Annotated in this window: 23 protein-coding genes; 16 read left to right on the forward strand and 7 right to left on the reverse strand. The window is 69.8% G+C overall.

Going from position 1 to position 26,035, the window contains the following annotated elements; genetic code table 11:
• Nucleotides 1–2: 2 nt before the first annotated feature.
• From ACOGXE_RS13735 to ACOGXE_RS13745, 3 genes are all read right to left on the reverse strand, one after another.
• A complete protein-coding gene (locus ACOGXE_RS13735; RefSeq protein WP_419931466.1) occupies nucleotides 3–1,562 on the reverse strand; it encodes a CpaF family protein in 1,560 nt (519 codons plus the stop codon).
• Nucleotides 1,563–1,624: 62 nt separating this feature from the next.
• A complete protein-coding gene (locus ACOGXE_RS13740; RefSeq protein ID WP_419931467.1) occupies nucleotides 1,625–3,070 on the reverse strand; it encodes a tyrosine-protein kinase family protein in 1,446 nt (481 codons plus the stop codon).
• Between the two features lie 18 nt (nucleotides 3,071–3,088).
• The gene (locus ACOGXE_RS13745; RefSeq protein ID WP_419931468.1) at nucleotides 3,089–3,865 is read right to left on the reverse strand and encodes an SAF domain-containing protein; all 777 of its coding nucleotides are present in this window, start codon (nucleotides 3,863–3,865) and stop codon (nucleotides 3,089–3,091) included.
• A 107-nt stretch (nucleotides 3,866–3,972) separates the two neighbouring features.
• Here ACOGXE_RS13745 and ACOGXE_RS13750 point away from each other — a divergent pair, with 107 nt between their 5' ends.
• The 7 genes from ACOGXE_RS13750 to ACOGXE_RS13780 all read left to right on the forward strand — a co-directional run bounded on the left by ACOGXE_RS13750 (nucleotide 3,973) and on the right by ACOGXE_RS13780 (nucleotide 13,159).
• Nucleotides 3,973–4,467 (forward strand): prepilin peptidase, encoded by a 495-nt coding sequence (locus ACOGXE_RS13750; RefSeq protein WP_419931469.1) that lies wholly within the window; start codon nucleotides 3,973–3,975, stop codon nucleotides 4,465–4,467.
• 165 nt (nucleotides 4,468–4,632) lie between these two features.
• On the forward strand, nucleotides 4,633–5,655 hold the full coding sequence (locus tag ACOGXE_RS13755; protein WP_419931470.1) for an amidohydrolase family protein: 1,023 nt from the start codon (nucleotides 4,633–4,635) through the stop codon (nucleotides 5,653–5,655).
• 164 nt (nucleotides 5,656–5,819) lie between these two features.
• Nucleotides 5,820–7,556: an ABC transporter substrate-binding protein gene (locus ACOGXE_RS13760; protein WP_419931471.1), complete on the forward strand. Its 1,737-nt coding sequence runs from the start codon at nucleotides 5,820–5,822 to the stop codon at nucleotides 7,554–7,556.
• An 83-nt stretch (nucleotides 7,557–7,639) separates the two neighbouring features.
• Entirely contained in the window at nucleotides 7,640–8,596 is a 957-nt protein-coding gene (locus ACOGXE_RS13765; RefSeq protein WP_419864301.1) for an ABC transporter permease, read from the forward strand.
• Nucleotides 8,593–10,548, forward strand: coding sequence for a dipeptide/oligopeptide/nickel ABC transporter permease/ATP-binding protein (locus tag ACOGXE_RS13770; RefSeq protein WP_419931472.1), 1,956 nt, complete (start codon nucleotides 8,593–8,595; stop codon nucleotides 10,546–10,548). The genes ACOGXE_RS13765 and ACOGXE_RS13770 overlap by 4 nt, the downstream gene beginning before the upstream one ends.
• Nucleotides 10,545–11,606: an ABC transporter ATP-binding protein gene (locus ACOGXE_RS13775; RefSeq protein WP_419931473.1), complete on the forward strand. Its 1,062-nt coding sequence runs from the start codon at nucleotides 10,545–10,547 to the stop codon at nucleotides 11,604–11,606. The genes ACOGXE_RS13770 and ACOGXE_RS13775 overlap by 4 nt, the downstream gene beginning before the upstream one ends.
• Nucleotides 11,603–13,159, forward strand: a complete 1,557-nt coding sequence (locus tag ACOGXE_RS13780) for a sulfatase (RefSeq protein WP_419931474.1) — start codon at nucleotides 11,603–11,605, stop codon at nucleotides 13,157–13,159. The genes ACOGXE_RS13775 and ACOGXE_RS13780 overlap by 4 nt, the downstream gene beginning before the upstream one ends.
• 8 nt (nucleotides 13,160–13,167) lie before the next feature.
• Here the strand turns inward: ACOGXE_RS13780 and ACOGXE_RS13785 are convergent, their stop codons facing one another.
• Nucleotides 13,168–13,560: a hypothetical protein gene (locus ACOGXE_RS13785; RefSeq protein ID WP_419931475.1), complete on the reverse strand. Its 393-nt coding sequence runs from the start codon at nucleotides 13,558–13,560 to the stop codon at nucleotides 13,168–13,170.
• Between the two features lie 452 nt (nucleotides 13,561–14,012).
• Here ACOGXE_RS13785 and ACOGXE_RS13790 point away from each other — a divergent pair, with 452 nt between their 5' ends.
• The 9 genes from ACOGXE_RS13790 (at nucleotide 14,013) to secF (ending at nucleotide 22,879) form a co-directional block, all read left to right on the forward strand.
• Nucleotides 14,013–14,795 (forward strand): YebC/PmpR family DNA-binding transcriptional regulator, encoded by a 783-nt coding sequence (locus tag ACOGXE_RS13790; RefSeq protein ID WP_419931476.1) that lies wholly within the window; start codon nucleotides 14,013–14,015, stop codon nucleotides 14,793–14,795.
• Between the two features lie 61 nt (nucleotides 14,796–14,856).
• Entirely contained in the window at nucleotides 14,857–15,417 is a 561-nt protein-coding gene (gene ruvC, locus ACOGXE_RS13795; RefSeq protein WP_419931477.1) for a crossover junction endodeoxyribonuclease RuvC, read from the forward strand.
• Entirely contained in the window at nucleotides 15,414–16,031 is a 618-nt protein-coding gene (gene ruvA / locus ACOGXE_RS13800; RefSeq protein ID WP_419931478.1) for a Holliday junction branch migration protein RuvA, read from the forward strand. Before ruvC ends, ruvA begins: the two co-directional genes overlap by 4 nt.
• Entirely contained in the window at nucleotides 16,028–17,143 is a 1,116-nt protein-coding gene (gene ruvB / locus ACOGXE_RS13805) for a Holliday junction branch migration DNA helicase RuvB (protein WP_419931479.1), read from the forward strand. The genes ruvA and ruvB overlap by 4 nt, the downstream gene beginning before the upstream one ends.
• Nucleotides 17,140–18,360, forward strand: coding sequence for a tRNA preQ1(34) S-adenosylmethionine ribosyltransferase-isomerase QueA (gene queA / locus ACOGXE_RS13810; protein WP_419931480.1), 1,221 nt, complete (start codon nucleotides 17,140–17,142; stop codon nucleotides 18,358–18,360). The genes ruvB and queA overlap by 4 nt, the downstream gene beginning before the upstream one ends.
• The gene (tgt, locus tag ACOGXE_RS13815) at nucleotides 18,357–19,625 is read left to right on the forward strand and encodes a tRNA guanosine(34) transglycosylase Tgt (RefSeq protein ID WP_419931481.1); all 1,269 of its coding nucleotides are present in this window, start codon (nucleotides 18,357–18,359) and stop codon (nucleotides 19,623–19,625) included. The genes queA and tgt overlap by 4 nt, the downstream gene beginning before the upstream one ends.
• A 66-nt stretch (nucleotides 19,626–19,691) precedes the next feature.
• Nucleotides 19,692–20,006 carry a preprotein translocase subunit YajC gene (gene yajC, locus ACOGXE_RS13820; protein ID WP_419931482.1) on the forward strand — a complete coding sequence of 105 codons (315 nt, stop codon included), beginning with the start codon at nucleotides 19,692–19,694 and terminating at the stop codon, nucleotides 20,004–20,006.
• Nucleotides 20,007–20,051: 45 nt separating this feature from the next.
• Nucleotides 20,052–21,731, forward strand: a complete 1,680-nt coding sequence (gene secD, locus ACOGXE_RS13825) for a protein translocase subunit SecD (protein ID WP_419931483.1) — start codon at nucleotides 20,052–20,054, stop codon at nucleotides 21,729–21,731.
• The gene (secF, locus tag ACOGXE_RS13830) at nucleotides 21,728–22,879 is read left to right on the forward strand and encodes a protein translocase subunit SecF (protein ID WP_419931484.1); all 1,152 of its coding nucleotides are present in this window, start codon (nucleotides 21,728–21,730) and stop codon (nucleotides 22,877–22,879) included. The genes secD and secF overlap by 4 nt, the downstream gene beginning before the upstream one ends.
• Nucleotides 22,880–22,919: 40 nt before the next feature.
• Here secF and ACOGXE_RS13835 read toward each other — a convergent pair whose 3' ends face one another.
• The 3 genes from ACOGXE_RS13835 to ACOGXE_RS13845 all read right to left on the reverse strand — a co-directional run bounded on the left by ACOGXE_RS13835 (nucleotide 22,920) and on the right by ACOGXE_RS13845 (nucleotide 25,910).
• On the reverse strand, nucleotides 22,920–24,143 hold the full coding sequence (locus ACOGXE_RS13835) for an ATP-binding protein (RefSeq protein ID WP_419933526.1): 1,224 nt from the start codon (nucleotides 24,141–24,143) through the stop codon (nucleotides 22,920–22,922).
• A 250-nt stretch (nucleotides 24,144–24,393) separates the two neighbouring features.
• Nucleotides 24,394–24,684, reverse strand: coding sequence for a hypothetical protein (locus ACOGXE_RS13840; protein ID WP_419931485.1), 291 nt, complete (start codon nucleotides 24,682–24,684; stop codon nucleotides 24,394–24,396).
• Between the two features lie 80 nt (nucleotides 24,685–24,764).
• Nucleotides 24,765–25,910 (reverse strand): DUF222 domain-containing protein, encoded by a 1,146-nt coding sequence (locus tag ACOGXE_RS13845; RefSeq protein WP_419931486.1) that lies wholly within the window; start codon nucleotides 25,908–25,910, stop codon nucleotides 24,765–24,767.
• Nucleotides 25,911–26,035 lie beyond the last annotated feature (125 nt).

Genomic DNA, 26,035 nt, shown 5'->3' on the forward strand with positions numbered 1-26,035 from the left:
GCTCAGCCCCCTGCGTGGGGCTGGCGGGGTATGGCAGGCGTTGCCGGAACGGTGCCGTTCGGCTGCGGTTGCTGCTGCGGCATCGGCGGGGGCTGCGGCGCGCGCGGGGCCGGGGGCTGGCCCGCCGCGGGTGCCGGCGATGACGGCAGGTAGCGGCTCTGGCTCTGGGGATGCCGGTATTCGTGCGCAGGGGCTCGCGGCGGAGCTGGCGGCGGGGCCGGCGCAGGGGCCGGGGCATACGGTGCGGCGTCCATCGGCTGCTGGGGCGGCCCGAGCATGGACGGGTCGAAGCCCGATGCCTGCAGCCTCGCCAGCGCCTCGCCGTCGGGCGTGAACGGCCGCGTGTACACGGCCACGCCGTCGGGGCCGGCGGAGAACACCTCATTGGTGAGCACTTCGCCGTCGGCGTAGCCGGTGACCTCGCGGATCGAGGTGATGGCCCGGCGGCCGTCGGGCAGCTTCTTGATGTACACCAGCAGGTGCAGCACCTCGGCGATCTCTCTCAGCACCGAATCGGGCGTCGGCGCATCGGGCGAGCGCTGTGCGTAGATGAGGATCTTGTTGATGGCGGCCTCGGTGCTGCCCGCGTGGATGGTGCCGAGCGACCCGTCCACGCCGATGCCCATCGACTGCAACAGCTGCATCACCTCGCCGCCGCGCACCTCGCCGACGATCACCCGGTCGGGCGACATCCGCAGCGCAGCCCGCAGGCAGTCGTACATCGTGATCTCGCCGGTGCCCTCGGTGTTGGCGGTGCGGGTCTCGAGCGCGAGCGTGCGCTCGTGCAGGCCCGACGAGCGCAGGTGCAGCTCGAGCGTGTCCTCGACCGTCACGATCAGGTCGGACTGGGGCACCTCCGACAGCAGCGAGCGCAACAGCGTGGTCTTGCCGGCGCCGGTGCCGCCGACGACCAGCATGTTGGCTGGGTCGGGGGGCCGCACCGCCGCGCGCAGCACCGGGATCATCTGCGGGGTGACCGTGCCTGACTGCAGCAGCAAGTCGAGCGAGGCGGTCAGCATGCGGTGACGCCGGATCACCATCGAGGTGCGCTCCGCCACGGCGGTGACGGCGAACAGCCGGTGCCCCGACGACAGACGCAGGTCGAGGATCGGCGAGGCCGTGTCGAACCGGCGCGAGGTGTGGCCGGCGGTGGCGGCCAGGTGACGGATCATGGTCACCAGCTCTTCCTCGCTGTCCGCCAGCGGCGGCGCCATGACGCGGCGGCCGTCGGCCAGCGACAAAATCACCGTGTCGTGGCCGAGCACGTGGATGTTCTCGACGTCGGGACGCTCGAGCAGCGGCACCAGCGCGCCGCCGCCCATCAGCCCTCGCACGTTCGCGCGGAACTCGCGCCGGCTCTCGGCATCGAGCTGCGTGGCGCCGCGCATCACCGCTGCGGTGTCGTTCTGCTCGAGGATCCGATCGGCCACCGCCATCAGCCGCTCGTCGATGACCTCGCTGGGCAGCTTCTGGCGCTGCAGCTCGAGGTAGTGGCGCAGCAGGTCGTTGCGCGACTGCTCGAAGAGCTCGAATCCCGGGCGACGTTCGGCGGTGTCGGTCATGGCCGCCTAGGCAGGGCGTTGGTTCGCGTCTGCAGCACCTGCGTGCGCGTGCCCGGCGGCGTTCACGCCGTGGCTCCGGTTCCCGGGCTGGGCCATTTGTCGTCGGGGTCGCCGCCGGCCGATTCGCCGAAGAGCTGCACTGCCCAGGAGCGGAACGAACCCGTCGGCACGGTGGGTGCCTCAGGCGGCGGCATCTCGACGGGCGGCACCGGAGGCACGTCCGGCGCCGGCGGGGCCGGGGGCTGGCCGGCCTGCGCAGGCTGGCCATAGGGCGGCGGGCTCTGGCCGCCATGGTCGCTGTAGTCGTAGACCGGCGGGGGAGCGGGGTACTGCGCCTGCTGGTGCTGCTCGGGGTAGGGCGGCTGCTGTACGTGGCCGTAGCCCGGCGCGGCGTGGCCGCTGTCGGGGTAGCCCTGCGGGGGGTACGGCGGCTGGGGATAGGGCGGCTGGGGGTAGCCGGGCTGGGGAGGCGGTGGCTGGTAGGCCGCCGGGGCAGGCGGCTGCTGCTCATACGGCGCCGGCTGCTGGTCGTACGACGGCGGCGGTTGACCGGGCGGCGGGCCCGCGGGCACCGACGGGTCGTACTGCGGGTAGGCCGGAGCGGGCGGCTGCGGCATCGCCGCGGCGGGTGGCATCGGCGGGGACGGCGCAGGCGCGGCAGGCTGCGGCACCCCGGCGAGCAGGTAGTCTGGGTCGGCGGCGGGCGCCGTGTCGGGGCCCTCGGTGGGAGACGCGTCGGGCTCGGGCCGATTGGCCGGCAGGCGTGCGCGCGGCGCAGCAGCGCTCGCCGGGCACGCGTACTCGTACAGCGCGTCCGCGAGCTTCTCGAGGCTGCCGCGCAGCTTGCGCGACTTGCGCTTGCCCCGCGACATGAACATCGACAGATCGGTGCCGCGCTCGGTGCTGAGGTCGACGCTGCCGACCAGCTTCAATCCGTGACTGGCGCTCCACTCGCTGTCCTTGAGCGGGCTCGAGCCCACCGTCGCCACCAGGCCGAGCGGCCCGGGCAGGGCGGCATCGTCGACCAAGACGCCGCTGACATGCTCGAGACTCGGCAGCTGGGTGTTGTCGCGGGCGACGATCAGCACCGCGGCAGCGCTGGTGGTCAGCTCCGACGTGCGGGCATCGGCAGTCAGGCGACCCCCGTCGACGATGATGGCCATCTCGTTGTCGGAGATGTCGCGCAGCTCCTCGCCGAGACGCGAGAACTTCTCGGCGACCCCCTTGGCCCCGGACGGACTCGACGGCGTCGGCATGACGTGGAAGTCGTTGAACAGCACGTCCTGCGCATGCTCGATCAGGTCTGCGGAGGTCACCGGCTTGCCCGCCGCCATGAACGAGGCGGTGCCGGGAGTGAACTGGATGCCGAGCTTCTGGCTCAGCGAACCGGCCGCAGCGTCGGTCTCGATCAGCAGCACCTGGCGCCCCGACGACGCCCACTGCGCAGCCAGATAAACCGCGGTGGTGGACGCGCCCGGCGATCCATACGTGCTGTAGACGGTCAACATGTCGAGGAATAGCCCTGACTATTCGTTCCCATTGTTTCCTAAATCGGCGCCGCCGTCCAGAGCCCGCTGGACGTCCTCGGCCGTCAGGTCGAATCCCAGTCGCCAGATCTGGCGGTCGGTGGCGGCGAGGTAGCGGCTCACCAGCCGCTGGATCTCGAGCGCCCGTGCCGGCTCGACGACATAGATGATGTTGCCGCCCTGCACGTTGTCGAGCCGGAGCACCCCGAGCAGCGCAAGCTCGGAATTCTGGGCCCCATAGCCGGCGTCGAGGCTCTCTGCGGTGCCGAGGCCCAGCGCCGGGTCGGCCAGCGCCTCACGGCCGATCAGGGCGATGGTGTCGCCGGTCTCGAGCGCGCCGTAGGTCACGTCCTCGGCCGGCAGGCTGACCTGGATGACGATGCTGCGGGCCTCGGCCTCGCTCGACAGCGGCGGCGGCCGGAACATGCCCGGCGTGACGAACGTGCCGTTGGGGATGGGGCCCGTCGCCCACTGGCCGTAGACGGCGCCCATCTGGCCGGCGACCATCGCGGAGGCGTCGCCGATGTTCGCGTTGACGAGCCGGAAATCCGACGAGCTGACCCGGTCCCAGCGCGCGATGTCGCGCGCTGCCACGACGTAGGGCCGGCGCTCGTCGACGGTCTGCAGCACGTACCAGAAGCCGAACGCAGCGCCGGCCACGAGCACAAGACCCACCAGGGCCAGGCCCATGCGGCGCTTGCGGGTGCCGCCGGGCATGACGATGGGCCGCGGCTGGCCCGTCGCCTCGGCTGCTGGCGTCTGGCTGAGATCGGACACGGTCTGTCCAATGTACTTGGAAGACGAATGACTATTCTCCAACTTTTCCCCGGCGTCCGCGAGGGACGTCGGGCAGCGTCAAGCCCCTGGGAGATCGACGGAACGCCGTGACCTGGACTGGCGCACTCGTCTGCGCCGCACTGCTGGTGTGGCTCGGCTCGGCGACCGCACTCGCCGTGATCGACCTGCGCACGCGGCTGCTGCCGACCAAGCTGATCTGGCCCGCAGCGGCAGCGGTCTGGGTGCTGTACGCCGCCGCCTCGCTGGTCCGGGGCGACCCGTCAGGCTTGTGGGGCGCGCTCGCCGGGGCATTCGCGGCCAGCGCGCCGGTGTTCGCGATCCACTTCGTCCACCCGCCGTCGATGGGTTTCGGCGACGTCCGGTTCAGCGTGCTCAACGGGCTGGTGTGCGGTTGGTGGGGGTGGCATGTCGCACTGCTGGGCCTCGCCGCGGGCTTCCTTGCGGCGCTGCCCGAGGCGCTGGTGGTGATGGCGCGGCACGGCGCTCGTGCCAGCCGGCCGCTGGGGCCGTACCTGGCTGCCGGCACGGCCGCTGCGGTGCTGTGGGCGATGGCCGCCTCGGGAGTCGTGCCGGGCGGCTGAGGCTCGAACGCTGCGGAATCGCCTCATGAACGGCGTGCATTGGCGGCGTGAGCGATTAAGAAGAATACTTCTCGTTATGGAATCGATTTCAGACAGTGGCAACTCAACCGGCCAGGTACCCCCCCCCCCCCCCCCAATTGGACCGGCCCGAACGGAGGTGCGCCGATGCATGACGGCCGCAAAGTCCTCGACGTGCATGGGCACGTCTCGGCACCGCTGAGCCTGTACACGCCGGCGCTGCTGATGCTGGCTGCCAACTCGCCCATGCCGAGCGCCGTCAAGACCGGCCCGATGCCGCCGATCCTGCCGTACGACATCAGCGAGCTGGAGCCGGCGGTGGAGGCGCACATCCGCCAGCTCGACAAGCGGCGCATCGACGCGCAGATCATCGGGCCCAAGCCCCCGATGCAGTTCGGCTGGGCGCCGACGCACATCATCGAAGCCTGCGCCGAGCTGATCAACGACCTGATCGACGCGCAGTGCCGGCTGGCGCCCGATCGGTTCCTGGCTGCAGCACAGCTTCCCCAGCGGCGCGACGCCGAGGACTCGACGCACATGCTGGCCGAGCTCAACCGGTGCGTGCTCGAGCTGGGGTTCGTCGCGGCCTACGTCAGCCCGAATCCGTGCGGGACGCGCTCGCTGCCGGGCATGCACACCCGCTACTGGGACCCGCTGTACGAACGCGCCGCGCACCTGGACGTGCCCCTGATCGTGCATGGGGCGGCCAACCGCGACGAGCGCTCCAACGACATCTTCCTGGGCTTCCAGCTCGACTACCAGGCCGAGGAGTACCACGCGAAGCAGTTCGTGCTGCGGGGCCGCGTTTTCGACCGGCACCCCGAGCTGCGGATGCTGATCTGCCATTGCGGCGGGGTGATCGAGCGGTACCCGTCAGCCGACCGGGCGCACATGGTCGCCGACGACTTCGTCGACAACCTGTTCTACGACACCTGCGCGTACGACGCGGAGTTCCTGAGCGCCGCCATACGCCAGCTCGGGCCCCACCGGATGTGCTTCGGCAGCGAGGTGCCCAGCGCCGCAGGCACCACCCGCGACAGCACCGGGCGGCCGTCCGACGACCTCGTGGCCAAGATCGACGAGTTCGGCTGGCTCGACGACAGCGAGAAGGGCGCGATCTTCCACGAGAACCCCCTCCGGTTCTGCAAAGCGTTCTCGTCGCTGACCTAGAGCGGCCTCCGCGGCGTCGCGGCACGCGTCCGCGCCCGCGTTCTGAGACCGGTCCCCGACCAACGAAGAAGCGCGATTATTCTTCGTGACACTCGCTGTCGAGCGCAGGGAGCACGCAGATGCGGCAGCTCCGCTCGGACCAGCCAGGCGGAAGGGACAAGTCGATGACTCGAAGCAGATGGACCCGAGCACTTGCTCTGTTGTTCGCATTCGGCTTAGCGGCGGCTGCATGCGGCGGCGACGAGACCGGTTTTGCGCCTGCGATCGTCGAGGACGCAGCGACAGACGACGCCGGTGCCGACGCAGCCCCGGCCGACGCCGACGAGCCGGCCGATGCCGATGCGGCTGAACCGGCGGCGGTCGAAGAGGAAGACGACGAGCCCGCAGACCTGGGACAGGTCGTGGTGGCCGAAGGCGCCAACTGCGCGGCGGATCTGCCGCCGCTGGAGCCGGGCACGTTCGCCCCGAGCGGCGACTTCGTCTATGCGATCTCGCTGCCGGCGAACTCGCTCAACCCGCACGACGACCAGACACCGGCGACGTTCGCCTACTACGGCTGGATCTACGAGGGCCTGGTGCGCCAGAACGCCGACGGCAGCGTCGTGCCGTGGCTGGCGCGCTGCTGGGAGACCAACGACAGCGGCACGGAGGTCACCTTCTACCTGCACGAGGGCATCACCTTCCACGACGGAGCGCCGTTCAACGCAGACGCCGTGGTGGCGAACGTGGAGTTCGTGAAGACCGCGGGCCCGCCGCAGGTGATCCCGCCGGTCGCCGGCCAGCTCGGCATTGTGGACACCATCGAGGCGCTGGACGAGCACACGGTGAAGTTCAACCTGAAGGGTCCCGGCGAGATCCTGCTGCTGAGCGGGCTGATCCGCAACTCCGGCCTGATGGTCTCGCCGGCGTCGCTGGGCGATGCCGCCGCTTCTCCCATGGGCACGGGCCCCTACGCCTGGTCCGAGTCGAGCCCCGACCTGACCCAGATCGACCTGGCCGCCAATGCCGACTACTGGCAGCCGGGCCTCGTCGGGCTGGAGACCGCGCGGCTGGTGGTGGCCATCGACCAGATCGCCCGGGTGGACGCCTTCAACGCCGGCCAGTACGACGCATCGGTGGTGCTCCTCAACGACTTGGACCTGCTGATCACCGGCGACGTCACCAGCAACTTCACCGTCCGCATCGGATTCGTGGTGGCCGACTGGACAGGGCAGCAGATCCCGCAGCTGGCGAACCGGGAAGTGCGCTGCGCGATGGCCCAAGCGCTGAACCGTCAAGGCATCCAGGCGCGGCTGAACGCGCCGGGCTCGGAGAACAACCAGTTCGCGACCGGACCGTCTGACTACGCATGGATCGACGATCTCGACGTTCCCGACTTCGACATCGAAGCGGCCAAGGCGCGCTTCGAGGCCACCGGCGAAGAGGGCTTCACGTTCACCAACGGCCACCTGCCGGCCGGCTTCTGGCCGGTGCTGTCGTCGGCGTGGGGCACCGCGCTCGCCGAGCTGGGCATCACCATGCAGAACGAGGCGCTGGACCCGCCCAGCGGGGGCGAGATGTTCGGGCGCCTCGCCCGAGGCCAGCACCCGGTCCAGATCATCCCGTTCAACGAGCCGAACGCCCTGATGTCGCTGGTCGCACGGACCGGCGAAGCGGGCTTCAACCCGTCGAAGGTCAGCCCTGACGGCGTCGTGGAGCTGGTTGCCGCAGCGAGAGGCAAGAACTTCGTCGACGGTGAGGCCGATGTCGCGGCGGCCTGGAAGATCATGCTCGAAGAGTGCATCTTCATCGTCAACAACACCTTGACGACGGTGATCGCCTACCAGGACGGTGTTGACGGCGTGCACCACACCCAGGGCATCCCGATCCACTTCTGGCCGCACGGGGTCACGAAGAGCTGACGTCAGGAGTCGCGATGCGCCGGGGTGCCCCCGGAACCCGGCCCCCGGCGTATCGCACCCACCGGATGGACTGAGGGGACCACGTGGCGCGCTACATCGGAATCCGCCTGCTGGCGATGATCCCCCTGCTGTTCGCCATAGCGGTGATCTCGTTTGCCATCGCAGTCGCGATGGAAGCCCGCGGATCCATCGCCGGCTCGGTCTGCGGCGAGGGTGCCACCATCGAGTGCATCGCCCAGGTCGAGCGCCAGCTCGGGCTTGACGACCCGATGCCGATCAGGTTCGTGCGCTGGCTGGCCAGTGCCGTCACGGGCGACCTCGGCACGTCGTTGACGAACGAGAGCGTCACGGTGTGGAGCCTCATCGCCGACCGCATCGGGCCGACGCTGAGCATCGTGGGCTACAGCCTCGTCATCGGGGTGGCGGCCGGCATGGCGATGGGCATCGTCTCGGGCGTCAAGCCCGGCGGCGGCGCCGACCGGGCGCTCTCGGTGGCGTCGGCGGCACTCATCGCCGCCCCCGGCTTCGTGCTGGCGATGCTGCTGTCGTGGTGGCTGGCGGTGAAGTGGGGCTGGCTCAGCCCCGCCGGCTACACCCGGCCGTCGGAGAGCATCACGGGATGGCTCGGCAGCATCACGCTGCCCGCCATCGGGCTTGCGCTGCCGACCGTCGCGCTGGTGCAGCGCCAGCTTCGCAGCTCCATGAGCAACGCCCTGCAGTCGCGCTACGTGCTGGCCGCTCGTGCGCGCGGCGTCGGGCGGATGTCGCTGATCGGGGAGCACGCGCTGCCCAACGCGATGATCCCGACCGTCACGGCGATCGGCTTCCGCGCCGCGGCGGCGCTGGGGCTGACATTCACGGTGGAGGTGGTGTTCAACATCAACGGGATGGGCACGCTGCTCACCAACGCCATCCAGACCCGCAACGTCACCGTGCTGCAGGGCTCGATGCTGGTCGTGGGCATCGTGGTGCTGGTCGTCAACCTGCTGGTCGACATCAGCTACGGGCTACTGAACCCCAAGGTGAGGCTGGAGCGGTGAGCGACGCCTCGACGGCGATGGCGGCGTCGGCGCCGCAGTCGGCCCAGCCCGCCCGATCGCGCTCGCAGTTCTGGGTGCGGATGTTCCGCAACCCGCTGACCGTCGCGGCGAGCGTGTGGGTGACGCTGCTGCTGCTGGCGTGGCTGTGGCCGGGACTGCTGGCACCCCACGACCCCTACGCCGGCGACGTGACGCTGACGCGGACGTTCGAGGGCCCCAGCTGGGACCACTGGCTCGGCACCGACGGGCAGGGGCGCGACTTCTACAGCCGGGTGGTACACGGGGCGCGCTTCGCCGTGAACTCGATCGTCATCGCGATGGTCGTCGCCGTGGGGCTCGGCGTGCCGGTGGGCCTGTTCTCGGGCTGGCGGGGCGGACGGGTCGACCGCATCGTGATGTGGATCAACGACGTGCTGTTCTCGCTGCCGATCGTGCTGCTGGCGATGGCGGTCATCATCATCCTGGAGCCGAGCCTGCCCTCGGCGATGCTCGGCGTCGGCATCGCCATGGCGACACGGTTCGCGCGCCTGACCCGTGCGGTCACCCTCGCGGAGAAGGAGGAGCTGTACGTCGACGCGGCCCGCATCACCGGGCTGTCGCCCGCGACCATTCTGCGCCGCTACATCGCGCCGAACCTGCTGCCGTCGCTGATCGTGCAGGTGGCCATCATCTCGGGCGCCGTCATTTTGATCGGCGCCACGCTCAGCTTCCTCGGCATCGGCGCGAAGCTCGACGACCCCGACTGGGGCGTGATGCTGGCCACCGCACGCCTCGACTTCCGCCTGGAGGGGATCTGGCAGATCGTGCCCGCCGGCGGGGCGCTGGTGCTGACGGTGCTGGCGTTCAACCTGCTCGGCGACGGCATCCGCGACTCGCTCGGCCGTGACGCCGCCAACAGCGCCCTGACGGTTCCCAGGCAGGTCGCGCTGCCTCCGGTGGTGCAACTGCATGCGAGCGGCGCCGTGCTGTCCATCCGGGACCTGGCGGTCGGGTTTCCCGCCGCGGGAGGCACCGTTCACCGGGTGCTGTCGGACGTGTCGCTCGAGGTGTACCCGGGCGAGACGCTCGGGGTCGTGGGCGAGTCGGGCTCGGGCAAGAGCATGACGATGCTGGCAGCGCTGGGCCTCACGCCCCCGCCCGGCTATCTGAGCCAGGGCAGCATCTCGTTCGACGGTCGCGAGGTCACCTTCCTGCCCGAGTCGGAATGGCGGGAGATCCGCGGGCGCGACATCGGCGTGATCTTCCAGGAGCCGGTGGCGGCACTCAACCCGGCGCTCAAGGTGGGGCGGCAGCTCATGCAGTCGCTGCTCGTCCACACCGACATGACCAGGCCGCAGGCGCGGGCGAGGGCCGCCGAGCTGCTCGCGGAGGTGCAGGTCCCCGACCCGGAGCGCCGGCTCGAGCAGTACCCGCACGAGTTCTCGGGCGGCATGGCGCAGCGGGTGGGCATCGCCATGGCGCTGGCCTGCGAGCCCAAGCTGCTCATCGCAGACGAGCCGACGACGGCGCTGGACGTCACGGTGCAAGGCCAGATCCTTGACCTGATGGCCGAGATCCAGGAACGCCACCAGATGGCGGTCATCTTGATCACCCACGATCTGGGCGTCATCGCGGATGCCGCCGATCGCGTGCTGGTGATGTACGCCGGACAGGTCGTCGAGACGGCAACCGTCTCGACGCTGTTCTCACGGCCGCGCCACCCCTACACGCAGGCGCTGCTGAGCACCATGCCGCAGAGCCACCGCGGCCACGGGGACCTGCCGGTGATCGGCGGTGTCGTGCCGTCGGCAGCCGCGTGGCCCGACGGATGCCGGTTCGCGCCGCGTTGCGAGTTCGCGACAGATCAGTGCCGCACCTCGGTGCCATTGCTGGAAGCCGTCGGCGCCGACTTGGTGCGCTGCGTGCGCCATGCCGAGTTCGAGTTCGGCCCCGGGGCGGAGACGAGCGCATGACGCAGCCATTTCTCGAGGTGGAGAACCTGCATGTGCACTTCGCGGGCCGCCAGCGGCTGCTGCGCGAAACCATGCCCACGGTGAAGGCCGTCAACGGCATCAGCTTCGCCATCGAGCCCCACCGCACGTTCGGCCTCGTCGGCGAGTCGGGCTCGGGCAAATCCACCGTGGCGCGGGCCATCCTGCAGCTGATCGACGTCACCGCGGGAACCGTCCGGCTCGACGGCGTCGATGTCACGCACGTGCAGCGGGAATCGGAGCTGGCGTTCCGCAAACGGGTCCAAGCGGTGCTGCAAGACCCGTACTCGTCGCTGAATCAGGTCCACCAGGTCCGCACCATCGTCGGCGACGGCATCACCCGCCACTTCGGCATCAAGCCCGGCCCCGAACGCGAGCAGCGCATCGTCAAGCTGCTCGACGAGGTCGGCCTGGCCGACGAATTCCTGGACCGCTATCCCTACGAGATGTCCGGCGGGCAGCGCCAGCGGGTGTCGATTGCGCGTGCACTGGCGGTGGAGCCCGATCTCATCATCGCCGACGAGGCCACCAGCGCCCTCGATGTGTCCATCCAGAGCCAGGTCATCAATGTGCTGCGCCGGGTGCAGGCCGACACCGGCGTGGCATTCCTGTTCATCGGGCACGACCTCGATGTCGTCCGGCATGTGAGCGACGACGTGGGCGTGATGTACCTGGGCTACCTCGTCGAGCAGGGTGCGGCCGAGGGGGTCTATGACCTGCCGGCGCACCCCTACACCGAGATGCTGATCGCTTCGGTGCCAGTGCCCGACCCGGCTGCGCAGGCCGAGCGGAGGGCGCTGCGGCAGACGTTCAAGAAGGATGCCGAACCGCCGAGCCCGTCCGATCTGCCGCCTGGCTGCCCGTTCGCGAACCGGTGCCCGGTCGCGATGGACATCTGCACCGAGCTCATGCCCGACGCCACCGCTGCGCGTCACGGCGGCTACGTGCGCTGCCATCTGCACACGAGCGGGCCGGTGCTCGCCGGCGAGTCGGTGATTCCCTACATCCGCTCGGCAGCGGGCAAGTCGGGCAAGCGGTGATCGGCGGCGCCGACGCGACGCAGCCGAATGTGCTGTTCATCATCACCGATCAGCAGCGTGCCGATCATGCGGGCTTTGCCGGCAATGACGTGGTGCGCACCCCGCACCTGGACTCGATCGCCGCCCGGGGCACGGTGTTCGACAACGCCTGGGTGGCCAATCCCGTGTGCATGCCCAACCGGTCGTCGATCATGACCGGCCGCATGCCCTCGGCGCACGGCGTGATCTTCAACGACCGGTCGCTGGAATGGGGCGCCAACACCCATGTGCGGCAGTTCTGCGAAGCCGGCTACCGGACCGCGCTGATCGGCAAGTCGCACCTGCAGCACGGCCTGAGCCGCAATGCGGTGGTCGAGAGCGGGCTGCAGGCTGCCGTCGACGACCCGTACCCGGCGGGATGGGACACGCTGGAAGACGCCGAGCGCTACTTCGGCGGCGAGCCCGACTTCCCAAGCAGCTTCTACGGGTTCAGCCACGTCGAGCTGGCCATCGACCACGGCTCGCGCATCACCGGGCACCACATGCGCTGGGCGCTGGAGAAGGGGGCGTCGCTGGAGATGCTCGCGATGCCGTACACGGCCGACTGCCCGGCTGAGCGGCGTCACCGCGGCTGGTGGCAGATCTACCGGCCGACCTATGTGGAGGAGCTGCACTCGAGCCGTTTCGTCGCGGAGCGGACGGCGGCGTTCATCGCCGACGCAGCGCATGCGGGCGAGCCGTGGCTGGCCTGGGCGTCCTTTCCCGATCCGCACCATCCCATGTGCCCGCCGGGCAAGTGGTTCGACCGGCACCGTCCCGACGAGATGGCGCTGCCCCGCACCGTCGACGATCCGCTCGATGCTGCGCCGGAGCACCTGCAGCGCACGGCGCGCCTGCACCCGTCCCGTCAGCCGTACTGGGTCTATCCATGCGGCCTCGGCGGCGATCATGACTTGGCGCGCGCAGCGATCGCCGCCACCTACGGCATGATCGAGCTCATCGACGACTGCGTCGGGCAGATCCTCGCCGCGGTGGAGCGGGCCGGGGCCGGGGACAACACCATCGTGGTGTTCACCTCGGACCACGGCGACATGATGGGCGACCACGGTCTGTTCCTGAAGGGCTGCATGCACTACCGCGGCACGCTGCAGGTTCCGATGGTGATCGCCAGCCCCGGCCGCCGCGCGGCGCGCACAGCGTCACTTGTCAGTTCTCTGGACCTGGGGCCGACGCTGCTCGACCTGGCAGGGCTGGACGGTTACGACGGCATCCAGGGCGTGAGCCTGGCACCGGTGCTCGATGACCCGGCAGTTCCTGTGCGGGAGTCGGTGCTGATCGAGGACGACATCCCCAATGCGGCGCGCTCGTGGGGGGACATGCCCGCCAAGACGAGGACGCTCATTGCCGACGGCATGAAGTACACCCGCCATTCCACCGGCGAGGACCAGCTCTTCTGCCTCGACGACGACCCGGACGAGCTGACCGAACTCAGCGAGGACTACCCGACGCTGCAGGCCTCACTGCTGGAGGGCCTTGCCGATGCGCTGATCGAGGTCGCAGACAGCGCCCGCTGATCGGCTGATCACCCGCAGTCGAGTCCCAGGCCGGCGAGGCGGGCGCGACAGTCGTCTTCGGCGGCGCGCCACAGGGCCTGCGCCATGTCGACGGCAGCCTGCGCCTCGGCGGCGTCACCTGCCGCGATGGCGCTGCAGCGCTCGACAAGTGCTTCGCCGACGCTCTGGAAGTCTTCCGTCGCCCAGCGCATGACGTCGTACGCCATTTGAGCGCCTGCGATGTCTCCTCGCTCCAGATTCTCGGAGACCTGCTGTCGGCGGCTGGTGATGGCTGCGAACAGCGACCTCAGCGATTCCAGCCTCGCCATGCAGTACGTGACCTCGCTGGGTGCCGGGGCCGCTGTCGTGGTGGGCGGCACCGTGTCGACGACCGCCTCGGGGCGCTGCGGGCGCAGCTTCACGGGAGCCGCGTAGAGAACGGGGGTCGCGTCAGCTCGCAGCGGCTGGACGCGAGCAGGTGCGGCGCCGGCAGCCGCTCCGGACTGCACCGACTGTTCCGGCTGTGGCTGCGGCACCGCTGCGGGAGTCAACGCCTGGGCCCCCGCACTGCAGCCTGCGACAAGCAGCAGCGCGGCCGCGGCGAGCCTCACCTCGAGCAGGCCCGCAGGGCTGCGCTCGCCTCGTGACCCGCCCGATCACGGGAGCTCTTGGGGGAGGGGGGCAGCCGGGGATCAAGTGCTGATCCCCGGCTGCACTCACATGCTCGACTCCCAAGCACGCACTAAAAGAATACCTCATATTCGATTTTGCGATGACTCGCCCCGATTCGGCCCCGCGTTTCCGGCAGACTGGCCCGACTCAGCGCATGCCGTGTGGCGCACGCTGTTCCGCACTCTCGATCGGGAGGGGGTCTGTGTCCGGTCATTCCAAGTGGGCGACGATCAAGCACCGCAAAGGCGCCGCCGACAAGGCGCGCGGGAAGCTGTTCGCCAAGCTGATCCGCCAGGTCGAGGTGGCTGCCCGGGAGGGCGGAGGCGACCTCGACGCCAACGCGACGCTGCGAACCATGTACCAGAAGGCCCGCGACAACTCGGTGCCGCTGGACACGATCGAGCGCGCGATCAAGCGGGGCACGGGCGAGCTCGAAGGGGTGTCGTACGAACAGGTCACCTACGAGGGCTACGCACCCGGCGGCATCGCGATGTTCGTGGACGCGTTGACCGACAACCGCAACCGCACCGGCTCGGAGATCCGCAGCCTGTTCACACGCGCTGGCGGCTCGCTCGCCGAGCCCGGCGCTGTGGCGTGGCAGTTCGAGCGCAAGGGCGTGGTCGTGGTGCCGGCGGCAGCACCGGACGCATCGGACTCAGCGGGCGCTGCGCCCGACGAGGATGAGCTGATTTTGGTGGCGCTCGACGCGGGGGCCGAGGACGTCGAGCGCGAGGGCGACACCTGGCGGGTCACCGCCGCCGCTGCGGACACGATGGCGGTGCGCGAGGCCATCGAGGCATCGGGCATCGCCGTGACGTCGGCCGACCTGACCTACTCCCCGCAGAACCTCATCGAGCTCACCAGCGTGTCGGAGGCCAAGCAGGTCATGGCGGTGCTGGACGCGCTCGACGATCACGACGATGTGCAGGGCGTGTATGCCAACTTCGACATCAGCGACTCGCTGCTCGAACAGATCGCCAACTGACCGGCGGTTGCGTATCGCGCATACCCGGCCGTAACGGCGCGAAACGCTACGGTTCGTACTGATGTTCGTACTCGGAATCGATCCCGGATTGTCGACCTGCGGATTCGGCGTGGTCGAGCAGATTTCGGGCTCGGGAACGCAGCGCACCCGCATCGAAGCGGTTTCCCTGGGCGTCATTCGCACCGACCCGGCAGAGCCGCAGGCGGTCCGCCTGGCCACGCAGATGCACGAGCTGCGGTCGCTCATCTCCGAGTTCCAACCCTCGGTGGTGGCCGTGGAGCGAGTCTTCTTCCAGGCCAATGTCCGCACGGCGATCGGTGTGGCGCAGGTGGCCGGGCTGGCCATGGCGCTCGGGGCCGCAGCCGGTGTGGAGGTGGTCGAGTACACGCCCACCCAGGTCAAGCAAGCCGTTGCGGGCTGGGGCGGGGCCGACAAGGAGCAGATGAAGCGGATGGTCGGCGAGCTGCTCGCGCTGCCGGGGCCGCCCGAGCCGGCCGATGCCGCCGACGCGGCGGCTGTCGCGCTGTGCCACCTGTCCCAGGCGCCCTGGCGCGGGGCCGCAACTCACGCCCGGGCGCGCGTGCTGCTGCCCGCTTCTGACGCAGCGACGCCCCCGCCGTGATCGGCTCGGTGCGCGGGCGCCTGCTCGACAAGGACCCCGGCGGGGAGCTGCTGATCGAGGCCGGCGGCGTGGGATACCGCGTCATCGTCGCACCGGCCACGCTGGCCGCTGCCGGACCGGTCGGCGACGAGTGCTTCGTGTATGCCCACCATCACGTGCGCGAGGACACGTCGGATCTCTACGGCTTCGCCGAGCTCGACGAGCGGCGCTGTTTCGAGGCCCTGCTGAGCGCGCACGGCGTGGGGCCCGCGCTGGCGCTCGCGGTGCTCTCGCATCTGCCTCCCGATGAGCTGCGGCGGGCGGTGGCCGCCGATGACGCTGCCGCGCTGGAGCTGGTGCCCGGCATCGGCGCCAAGACGTCCAAGCGGATGGTGCTCGATCTGAAGTCCCGGCTCGGCGCGCCGGCGACCCCCAGCATCGGTGAGGCGGCGCCGGTCGGCGACGGCGCGGGCTCAGCGGTCGCCGAAGTGCGCGCCGCGCTGAGCCAGATGGGATTCAGCCCGGCCGAGGTGCGTGAGGCCATGGCGGCGGTCTCCATTGCTGCCGCGAACGACGCAGAGGCCGACACGGGCGCACTGCTGCGCGTGGCGCTGCAGGAGCTCGGTCCGCGATGAGCGCCGGACCCGCCCGCACCGAGGGCTACCGGCGCGACGAATCGGCGGCGGCGCCAGCGCCGGGCCGCAGCGACGTCACCGACCCGGCCCGCTCGGCGGCAGACGACGGCGACGCCGAGGCCTCGCTGCGTCCACGATCGCTGGAGGAATTCGTGGGCCAGCCCGAAGTGCGCGAGCACGTCGCCATCACGCTGCGAGCAGCGCTGGCCCGCGGCCAAACGCCCGACCACCTGCTGTTCGCCGGCCCGCCGGGGCTCGGCAAGACCACCTTGGCCGGCATCATCGCCGCCGAACTGGGTGCAGCGCTGCACCTGACATCCGGCCCAGCCGTGGAGCGGGCGGGTGATCTCGCAGCCATCCTCACCAATCTGGCCGACGGCGATGTGCTGTTCATCGACGAGATCCATCGCCTGCCCAAGGTGGTCGAGGAAGTGCTCTACCCGGCCATGGAGGACTTCGCGATCGACATCGTGCTGGGCAAGGGCCCGGCTGCGCGCTCGATCCGATTCGAGCTGCCCCGCTTCACACTGGTGGGCGCCACGACCCGGACCGGGCTGATCTCGGGACCCTTGCGAGACCGCTTCGGGCTGGTCGAACGCCTCGACTACTACTCCACCGACGACCTGACGGCCATCGTGACCCGTGCGGCCGGGATCCTAGGCGTGGACATCGACGCCGAGGGGGCCGCAGAGATTGCGTCGCGCAGCCGGGGCACGCCGCGGATCGCCAACCGGCTGCTGCGCCGGGTCCGCGACTTCGCCGAGGTGCGCGCCAGCGGTGCCGTCGACGTGGACGTGGCGCGGGAAGGGCTCGCAGCATTCGGCGTCGACGAGCTGGGCCTCGACAAGGTCGACCGGGCGATTCTCGACGCGCTCGCTGTCACCCACGCCGGTCGGCCGTTGGGACTGTCCACGCTGGCGATCACCGTCGGCGAGCAGACCGAAACCGTCGAGGACGTGTACGAACCCTTCCTGATCCAGCGCGGGCTGCTGCAACGCACGCCGCGCGGTCGCATCGCCACCGCCGCGGCGTTCGCACATCTCGGTGTGGATATGCCGCAGGTCACCGAAGCCGACCTAGGCGAGGGCTCAGCATCATTGTTCGAGCAATGAGCACGCAGCGGCTGCGGATGGACGAATTCGACTATGAGCTGCCGCCGTCGTCGATAGCGCACGTTCCCGCCGAGCCGCGCGACTCGGCCCGGCTGCTGGTGGACCGGGGACCCGGCGAGGCGCCCGATCATCGGACCATCGGCGACCTGCCGCTGCTGCTCGGGTCCGGAGATCTGCTGGTTGTCAACGAGACGCGGGTGATGCCCGCTCGCTTGCCGCTTCGCAAGCGCACCGGCGGCGCAGCCGAGGTGCTGCTGCTGGCACCGCTGGCAGCGGAGCCGGGCGAGCCTCCGCAGGCTGCTGGCCGCAGCGGCGAGCGTGGCTGGGCGGCGCTGGTGCGACCCTCCCGCCGGATCGCCGACGGAACGGTGCTGGTCTCCGAGCGGGACCCGAGCGTGCAGGTCGTGGTGGGCGAGCGCCTGGATCGGCAGCGGCGGGCGGTGCGTGTGCTCGTCGGCGAGCAGCCGCTTGTCGCTGTGTCGCAGGCCCAACTGCTCGAACGCGCGGGGGAGGCGCCGCTGCCGCCCTACATCGACCCGGACACCACGCGAGCCGCCATCGCCGCGCGCCTCGGCGTCGATGCCGCCGACAGTGCGGCGACCCGGGCGGCGCTGGCGGATCGCTACCAGACCGTCTATGCCCGCTCGATCGGCTCGGCTGCGGCGCCGACTGCGGGGCTTCACCTGACCGAAGCCGTGCTGGATGCGCTGCGCTCGAACGGCGTGGGCATCGCGACCGTGGACCTGACGGTCGGCTTGGCCACGTTCGCGCCGGTGACTGCCGAGCACGCCGACGAGCATGAGATGCACGCCGAGCACTACCGGGTGTCCGCGCAGACGCTCGACGCCTGCGCTGCGGCCGAGCGGGTCGTCGCCGTGGGCACCACCACCGTGCGGGCACTCGAGGCTGCGGCTCGCCAACGGCCGCTCCGGGCAGCGGCTGCGGGAGACTCCGGCACGGCCGATGACTCGGCGGCGCAGGCTTGCACCGCCGATGTGTGCGGCCGGACCGACCTGTTCCTGCGCCGGGGTGCTGAGTTCTTGGCTGTCGACGCGATGCTCACCAACTTCCACCTGCCCAGGTCGTCGCTGCTGTTGCTGATCGACGCGTTCATCGGGCCGCGATGGCGCGGCCTGTACGAAGCTGCGATTGCGGAGGGCTACCGCTTCCTGTCCTTCGGCGACGCCATGCTGCTGAGCCGCGGCGCCGCGCAATGAGCTCTGCGACGGCGTCGGGTGACGAGCCCCGTGCGGCGGATGCCGCACGCAGGCTTGCCTTCGACGTGCTGGCGTCGGACGGCAACGCCCGACGCGGGCAGGTCACGACCGCCCGCGGGACCTTCCAGACGCCGGTGTTCATGCCGGTGGGAACCCGCGGCGCTGTCATCCATCTCGATGCCACGGACTACGAGCATCTCGGCCTCGAGGTCGTGCTGGCCAACACGTATCACCTGCTGGCACGGCCGGGAGTCGAGGTTGTGGAAGCGCTCGGCGGGCTGCACGGCTTCACCGGCTGGGACGGTCATTTCCTGACCGACTCCGGCGGCTTCCAGATCATGTCCCTCGGCCGCCGCCCCGGCGGCGCCAATGAGCACAGCCGCCGTCCCGGCGGCGCAGACGAGCACAGCCGCCGTCCCGGCGGCGCAGATCAGAAGTCCAAGGTGGACGACGAGGGCGTGACCTTCCGCTCGACCTACGACGGCGCCCAGATGCGGCTGACGCCCGAAGGCGCCGTCGACGCTCAGCGACGATTGGGCGCCGACATCCAGATGGCGCTCGACATCTGCCCCGAGCTGCCCGCACCCCCCGACGAGGTACGAGAGGCGACTGAGCGCACCCATCTGTGGGCGGCCAGGGCAGCGGCCGCCATGGACGCTGCTCGCCGTGACGGCAGCGCCGGCGGGCAGGCGCTGTTCGGCATCTGCCAAGGCGGCATCGACCCCGAGCTCAGGCGCGCCAGCGCCGAAACGCTGGCGTCCATCGGCTTCGACGGCTACGGCATCGGCGGGCTGTCAGTGGGGGAGTCGCGCCGCGAGATGGGCCCAGCCCTGCACGCAGCCACCGACGTGCTGCCTGCCGACCGCCCCCGCTACCTGATGGGCGTCGGCGACCCGGCACGCATCGTCGACGCCATCGCGGCCGGAGTGGACATGTTCGACTGCGTCCTGCCGAGCCGGCTCGGCCGCCACGGCACCGCGCTCACGCCCCAGGGTCGCATCAACATTCGCAACGCCCGATTCGCCCGAGACGACACGCCGCTCGACCCCGGCGAACCTCTGCCCGGCGCGCGCCCTCGGCCCGGCGCCCGCTTCAGCCGCGGCTACCTCCGGCACCTGATGAGCGTGAACGAGCCGACGGCCAGTCGCATCCTGACGCTGCACAACATCGTGTTTCTCAGCGACCTGGTGGCCGGCGCACGCGCCGCCGTCGAAGCCGGCCGGTTCGCAGCGTTTCGAGAGCAGGTCAACGAAGTCTGGGGCTGAGCCGCTGCCTGCGGTGGCAGCCCGGTACGCTGCGCCGCCGAGTGACGACACGCTGAGGAGCACGTCATGGGTTCGATCATCATCCTCGTCGCACTGTTCGCCATCATGTACTTCCTCATGATCCGGCCACAGCGCAAGCGGGCCGCCGAGCGCGCCGCGATGCTGCGGGCTGCGGACATCGGCGACGAGGTCGCCACGGTCGGCGGGGTCATCGGAAAGATCGTGGCGGTCGAAGAGCCCGGCGAAGTGGTCTGCCTCGAGGTGGACAGCGATGTGGAATTGCGGGTGCAGCGCCGTGCCATCGGCGAGATCCTCACTTCTGCCGGCGGCGGAGGCGCAGACGATCTGCCCGCATCGGACGGCGTCGACGAATCGGAATGACCCTGGCTGCAGCACGGAGCGCAGGCATCGGCGCGTTGGTTTGACGTGCGCCGTTCGCAGATCATCTCGCTGCTCCTCGCGATCCTGATCGGCTTCGGCTCGCTCGCGGGCGTGCTGGCCGCAGGGTGGGCGCCCGTGCTGGGCGTGCAGCTGCAGGGCGGCGTCGAGGTGCTCCTGCGGCCGACGGCACCAGCAGACGACGAGCAGCTCGACCGTGCGATCGAGATCATCCGGTCGCGTGTCGACGCACTCGGCGTGGCCGAGCCCGACATCACACGCCAAGGCGAGCAGGTGGTGGTGCAGCTCCCCGGCGTCAAGGACAAACAGCGCGCCGTCGACCTGGTCGGGCAGACGGCGGAACTGCGGTTCCGGCCCGTACTGCTGACGTTCAACCCCTTCGACGAGGTGGATTTCGGCGGAGCGCAGCAGCTCGCAACGGCGTACAACTCGTCGCTGCATCCTGAGTCCGTGGACGAGTCGGCTTCCGACGCCGCTGGGGACGAGTCGGTCGATGAGCAAGAGATGACAGCGCAGGAGCTGCTCGAGCTGATCGACCCGGAGGCAGCAGCAGAACTCGAGGCGGAGGCCGGAGACGCAGCTGCTGATGGCGACGCTTCAGAGACTGGCGAGGCTGCCGACGATTCCGAGGCGGAGGAGATCGATCCATCCGACATCGGGCTCGAGCTGTTCCCCGAGTTCACCGCTCCCGAGGACGATCTCGCCGATTGGGCAGTGCTGCTGCCGGGCCGAGGCGAGCCGGTGGGATATGTGCTGGGCCCGGCCGAGCTCACCGGCGAAGCCGTCGCCGAGGCAGCAGCAACGTTCAACAACGAGTGGGTCGTCAACGTCGATCTCACCGACGAGGGCGCCGTCGGTTTCGACGAGATAGCAGCCCGCTACTTCGGGCAGCAGGTGGCGATCGTGCTCGACGGCGTGGTCGAGTCGGCCCCGGTCATCCGCGCCACCGAGTTCGAGGGCACGGCGGTCATCTCGGGCACGTTCGACGAGGAGGGTGCACGCGACTTGGCGGTCGCGCTGCGCTTCGGTGCGCTGCCGGTGGAGTTCGAGCAGGACGACGTGCGCACCGTGTCGGCGACGCTCGGCGAGGGAACGCTGCGTGCGGGCGTGATCGCCGGCATCGTCGGGCTGATCCTCGTGGGCCTGTACATGCTGGTCTACTACCGGCTGCTCGGGATCGTCGCAGTCGCCAGCCTGGCCATCAGCGGGTCGATCCTGTGGTCGCTCATCAGCTGGCTCGGCGAGAGCCGGGGGCTGGCGCTGACGCTGGCCGGCACCACCGGCATCATCGTGTCGATCGGCGTCCAGGTCGACTCCAACATCGTCTACTACGAGCGGATCAAGGAAGAGGTGCGCCGCGGCCGGGCGGTTCGCTCTGCCGCCGACGCCAGCTTCAAGGGCGCCTTCTCGACCATCGTGTGGGCCGACCTGGCATCGCTCATCGGCGCGGGCGTGCTGTACCAGCTCACCAGCGGCACCGTCCGCGGCTTTGCGCTGTATCTCGGGCTGGCAACGCTGATCGACTTGGCCGTGTCGTACTTCTTCATGCGGCCGCTGGTGGTGTTCATTGCCCGCCGGCTGGTGAACGAGGAACCCCGGCGCCTCGGGGTGCTCCCGCCGACTGACGGCGACGCGGCCCCGGCGGCTGTGTCTGCCGCAGGCGCAGGGTCTGCCGCAGGCGCAGGGCCGGTGGGAGGCACACCGTGATTGCTGCGCTGCGCACCTTCTATCGAGGCGAGAACAGCTGGGACATCCTGCACCTGTCACGCAAGGTGCTGATCGGCTCGGCGATTGCCGTGCTCGTCTGCGTGGTGGCGCTGCTGGTGCGGGGCCTGAACCTCGGCATCGAATTCGAGGGCGGCTCGGTGTGGGAGATACCGGTGCCCGAGGAGGCTCAGAGCGCCGAAGCGGGTGATGCGGGGGCCGGGTCCGGCGACACGGCAGACGACAGCCTGACGACTGACGAGACAGCCGACGGCGGCGTGTCCACCGACGACGTGGCCGCGGCGGCCGCCGCGGCCGGCGTGCCCGATGCGCGCGTGCAGTTCGTGGTGGTGACCGGGGCGCCTGACATCTTCCGGGTGCGCGGCGTGCTGGGGCCCGATGCCGACAGCGCAGCGGTGACGGGGGCGCTGGCCGATGCCGTCGGCGTGGACGTGGAGAGCCTGTCGTCGCGGCAGGTCAGCCCGTCGTTCGGCGACGAGGTGGCCGGCAAGGCGCGCCGGGCGCTCGTGGTGTTCTTCGTGCTGATAGCGCTGTACCTGTGGTTCCGCTTCGAGTGGAAGATGTCGGTGGGCGCGCTGATCGCCGTGGGGCACGACATCGTGCTGACCGTCGGCGCTTACGCGCTGTTCGGGTTCGAGGTGACGCCGGCGACGGTGGTGGCGTTCCTCACCATCATGGGCTACTCGCTGTACGACACGATCGTCGTGTTCGACCGCGTGAAGTCCAACGAGCGCTCATTGCCGGCGCGCAGCCATTTCACGTACCACGCGCTCGCGAACGTGTCGCTCAACCAGGTGCTGACGCGATCGGTGAACACTTCGATCACGTCAGTGCTGCCGGTGCTGTCGCTGCTGGTGGTGGGCGCCGGCTTCCTCGGCGCCGGCACCCTGGCGGAGTTCGCGACGGCGCTGCTGATCGGCCTGCTCGTCGGCTCGTACAGCTCGATCTTCGTGGCCATGCCCACCGTTGCGTGGCTGAAGGGCTACGAGCCCGGCTGGGCGGCCGCGCAGGCAGCGGCCGACGCTGCCGGCCGTCACGACTCGATGGAGGCTGCCACCCAGGCGCTCGCCGCCGAGAGCTACACCCGCAGCGCCCCGCCCCGCCCCCGCAAAAAGGGCCGCCGCCGCTAGCCGATCGTGCGCCGCCGCTCGCGACACGGGCGGCTGTGACTCACGGGCCGAGGGCAGTGATCGGCACCACTGAGACGCCGTCGGTGCGCTCATAGCCGTAGCCCGCGGCAGTGATCACCAGCTTCTTCGCTGGTTCACCTGCCTTGGATACGTCAATCTGCTGGCATGTGCGCTTCACACTCGCCGCAGCTTCGTCCAGCCGTTCCCCCGAGCCCAGCTTGACTTCCACAGCTAGCCACCGGCCGTCGCCATGCATGACCACGGCGTCCAGCTCGTGACCATTGCTGTCCTGGTAGTGCTGCACCGTGGCGTCGTTGGCCTCCGCATAGACACGCAAATCGCGTACGACCAGCGACTCGAAGGCCTGACCCAGATAGCCAGTGTCGCGCCACAGGCGCTCAGGTCCAGCGCGCAGGGTGGCTGCCGCCAGCGAAGGATCGGCGAAGTGGCGCTTGGGTGATCGCCTCAGCCTGGCCCGAGATCGCAAATGCACTGCCCATGCCGGCAGATCCTCCACGACGAACACTCGCCGCAGTGCCTCGAGATATGCGGCCACGGCGGCGCGCGACGGCGGACGGTCGCCTGCTATGTCGTCCGACAGCGTTGTCGCCGCCGCAGTAGTCGCGATGTTGCGACTCAGCGACTCCAGGAGTCTCAGTACAGGCTCGGGACGGTGCAGTGTGCGGCCCAGACGGGGAATGTCGGCACGGGCGACTTCTGCCAGATAGGCGCGGCATAGCGCTTGGGCACTTGACACCGGCATGCCGATGTGACGGGGCCAGCCTCCGCGGCACAGCGCCTCGGTGACATCTTCGATCGTGGCCTCTGGCGACTTGGCCGAGCAATCCTCTCCCTCCAGCAGTGAGGCCATCGAGATCTGCGCTGTGGATTCGCCCGACTCCGCCAAGGACATCGGTCGCATTCGCACTCGCATGACGCGTCCGGCGCCGGAGTGGCGCGTCCGATCGTCGGGGGGATGGGCCGAGCCGGCGAAGACGAACTGCCCCGGCCCCGGCTCGGCGTCCACGATGTGTCGGGCCACGTTCCACAGGCTCGGTGCCAGTTGCCACTCATCGACCAGCCGCGGTCTGTCGCCCTCCAGCACGCTCTTGGGCCGCAGCAGTGCGGCTTCGGGGGCACCCGGATCGCTGTCGAGCCGAACCTGGCTGCGGGCGTGGCGCAGGCCTGTCCATGACTTGCCCGTTCCTCTGGCGCCCTCGAGGACGACGATGGGCGCTGCAGCAAGAGCTTGGGCCATGACCATGTCAGCCACCCGTGGCAGGTAACCCTTCGGCGTCAGAGGCGATGGCTGGCCTTGCTCAACGACCACTGTTGCAGTGTAGCTGGCTGTACTACCGTAGCGAACAGATTGCAGCAGATTTACCTAACATATTGCAGCATTTTTGCCTGACAGGTTGCAGGCCACGTGGTCAGCAGATTGCAGGAGAACTGCGGAGTTTGCGACGGCGTGGCTGATTGGCTGCGAGCCTGGCTAGGCCGCCGCCGCTGACGCTCTACTGGCCGGTTGTCCAGTACTGCCGCAATCGCTCGATTGCCGAGTCTGGAGTCAGGTCGGCTAGCTGGTCGTCACTCAGGCCGACTCGCTGCTTGAGCAGGTACAGCACTTCGGTGGGGATCGATTGCGCCGGGGCAACGGGCTGGCTTCGCCGAGGCGGAATGCCGCCATTCACGCATTGCCAGAACTCCTGCTGGCCCACCTGGAGCTGATCCCGCAGGATGTGAAGCCACAGCCCGCTGCCATAGACGGTGCGGTCAGGCGGCCGTGAGATGCGAGTTCGCAGCACATCTCCGTTCGGCAGTGCCAGTTCGTAGCTGTATCCAAGCGGCCCATGCGCCGCGTCAGGCCCGCGTCATGCGATGCAGGTCACGGCGGCTGGAGTTCGTAGCCGGGCCTGTCTGAGTCCCACTCGGCGGTGAAGCCCTGTTGGTGGATCTTGTCGTTGTGGCAGTGGTGGCAGACCGTGAGGAGGTTCGCATAGTCAGTGGGCCCGCCGTGCTGCCATTCGTCGATGTGGTGGTACTGACAGCGTTCGGGCGGGATGCCGCATCCCACGCAGCCCTTGTCGCGCAGCGCCAGGGCGGCCCGCTGGAGTTCGGTGGCGGTGCGGCGGCTGCGCCCCATGCGCAGGTCTCCGGTAGCGGCCTCGAAGATCGTCGGCAGCACGTCCGCGTCGACGGCGATGCGGGCGATCTCGCCGATGGGGATCGGTGTGCCGTCGGCGAGACGCCCACTTGCGAGTTGATGGTTCACCATGTCGTAGTCCGCTACGACGATCAGAGACGCACCGCCGGGTCGCTTGGCGTGCGGGTCCAACAGCAGTTCGGTGACGGCGTCGGCTGTGCGCTGCTGGGGGGTGCGCTGAGCAGCGGGGTCTTCGTTGCGGAACAGGCGCCTTTCGACGGCAGCGATGACGGTGCCGAGCCGTGCGCCGGTGATGGGGTCGACTTCGAGGTGCAGCACCGTCATGCCGTCGCTGGCACGGGTGCGGACGGTCCCGCTGCGTGCTTGGCGCTGCCGCTCCAATACCGAGGCACCGTCGTCGCGGCTGGCCTCGGCGACATGGCGGGCCACAGTGCGCCGGAACTCGTCGTAGCCCTCGCGCTGGGCCCGCGCGGCCAGAAACGCCTCGTCGATGGGTGCGTCGCCGGCAGCGCGAGCGATGACCTGCGCATGCCCGGCCGGGACCGTGCCCGCTGCGAGCCCGTCGCGAGTGGCGTCGAGCTCGCGGAGTCGAACGGCATTCTTGACGTCGTTGCGCGCTGTGCGGCCCGACACTGCCATCTCATCTGCAACGGTGTGCGCGGCGGCGCCATCACCGCTGCGAAGGGCGATCTCGGCGAGCACGTCGGCCTTCATCGCTGCGAGCCGTGACTCGGCGCGGGCAATCTCGCCCAGCCGCTCCCGCAGGCTCCCCGAGCACAGCCCAGCCACATCCACCTCCGGCACGCGCAGCCCCGGCACCGCTGCGGCGGCGCCCCACTGGTGCCTGAGGTGTGTGCCACTGGTCATGGGTACGACCGTATGCGGGGGGTGTGACACGTTCAGATCGGCGACGGTCCTCACCTACAGGCCGTGCCGGCAGAGGAGCAAGGCGGGGCTAGCCGAGCGGCCGATGCCAAACGGGACGGATCTCG

Source organism: Candidatus Poriferisodalis sp. (assembly GCF_965208555.1).
Classification (GTDB): domain Bacteria; phylum Actinomycetota; class Acidimicrobiia; order Acidimicrobiales; family Poriferisodalaceae; genus Poriferisodalis.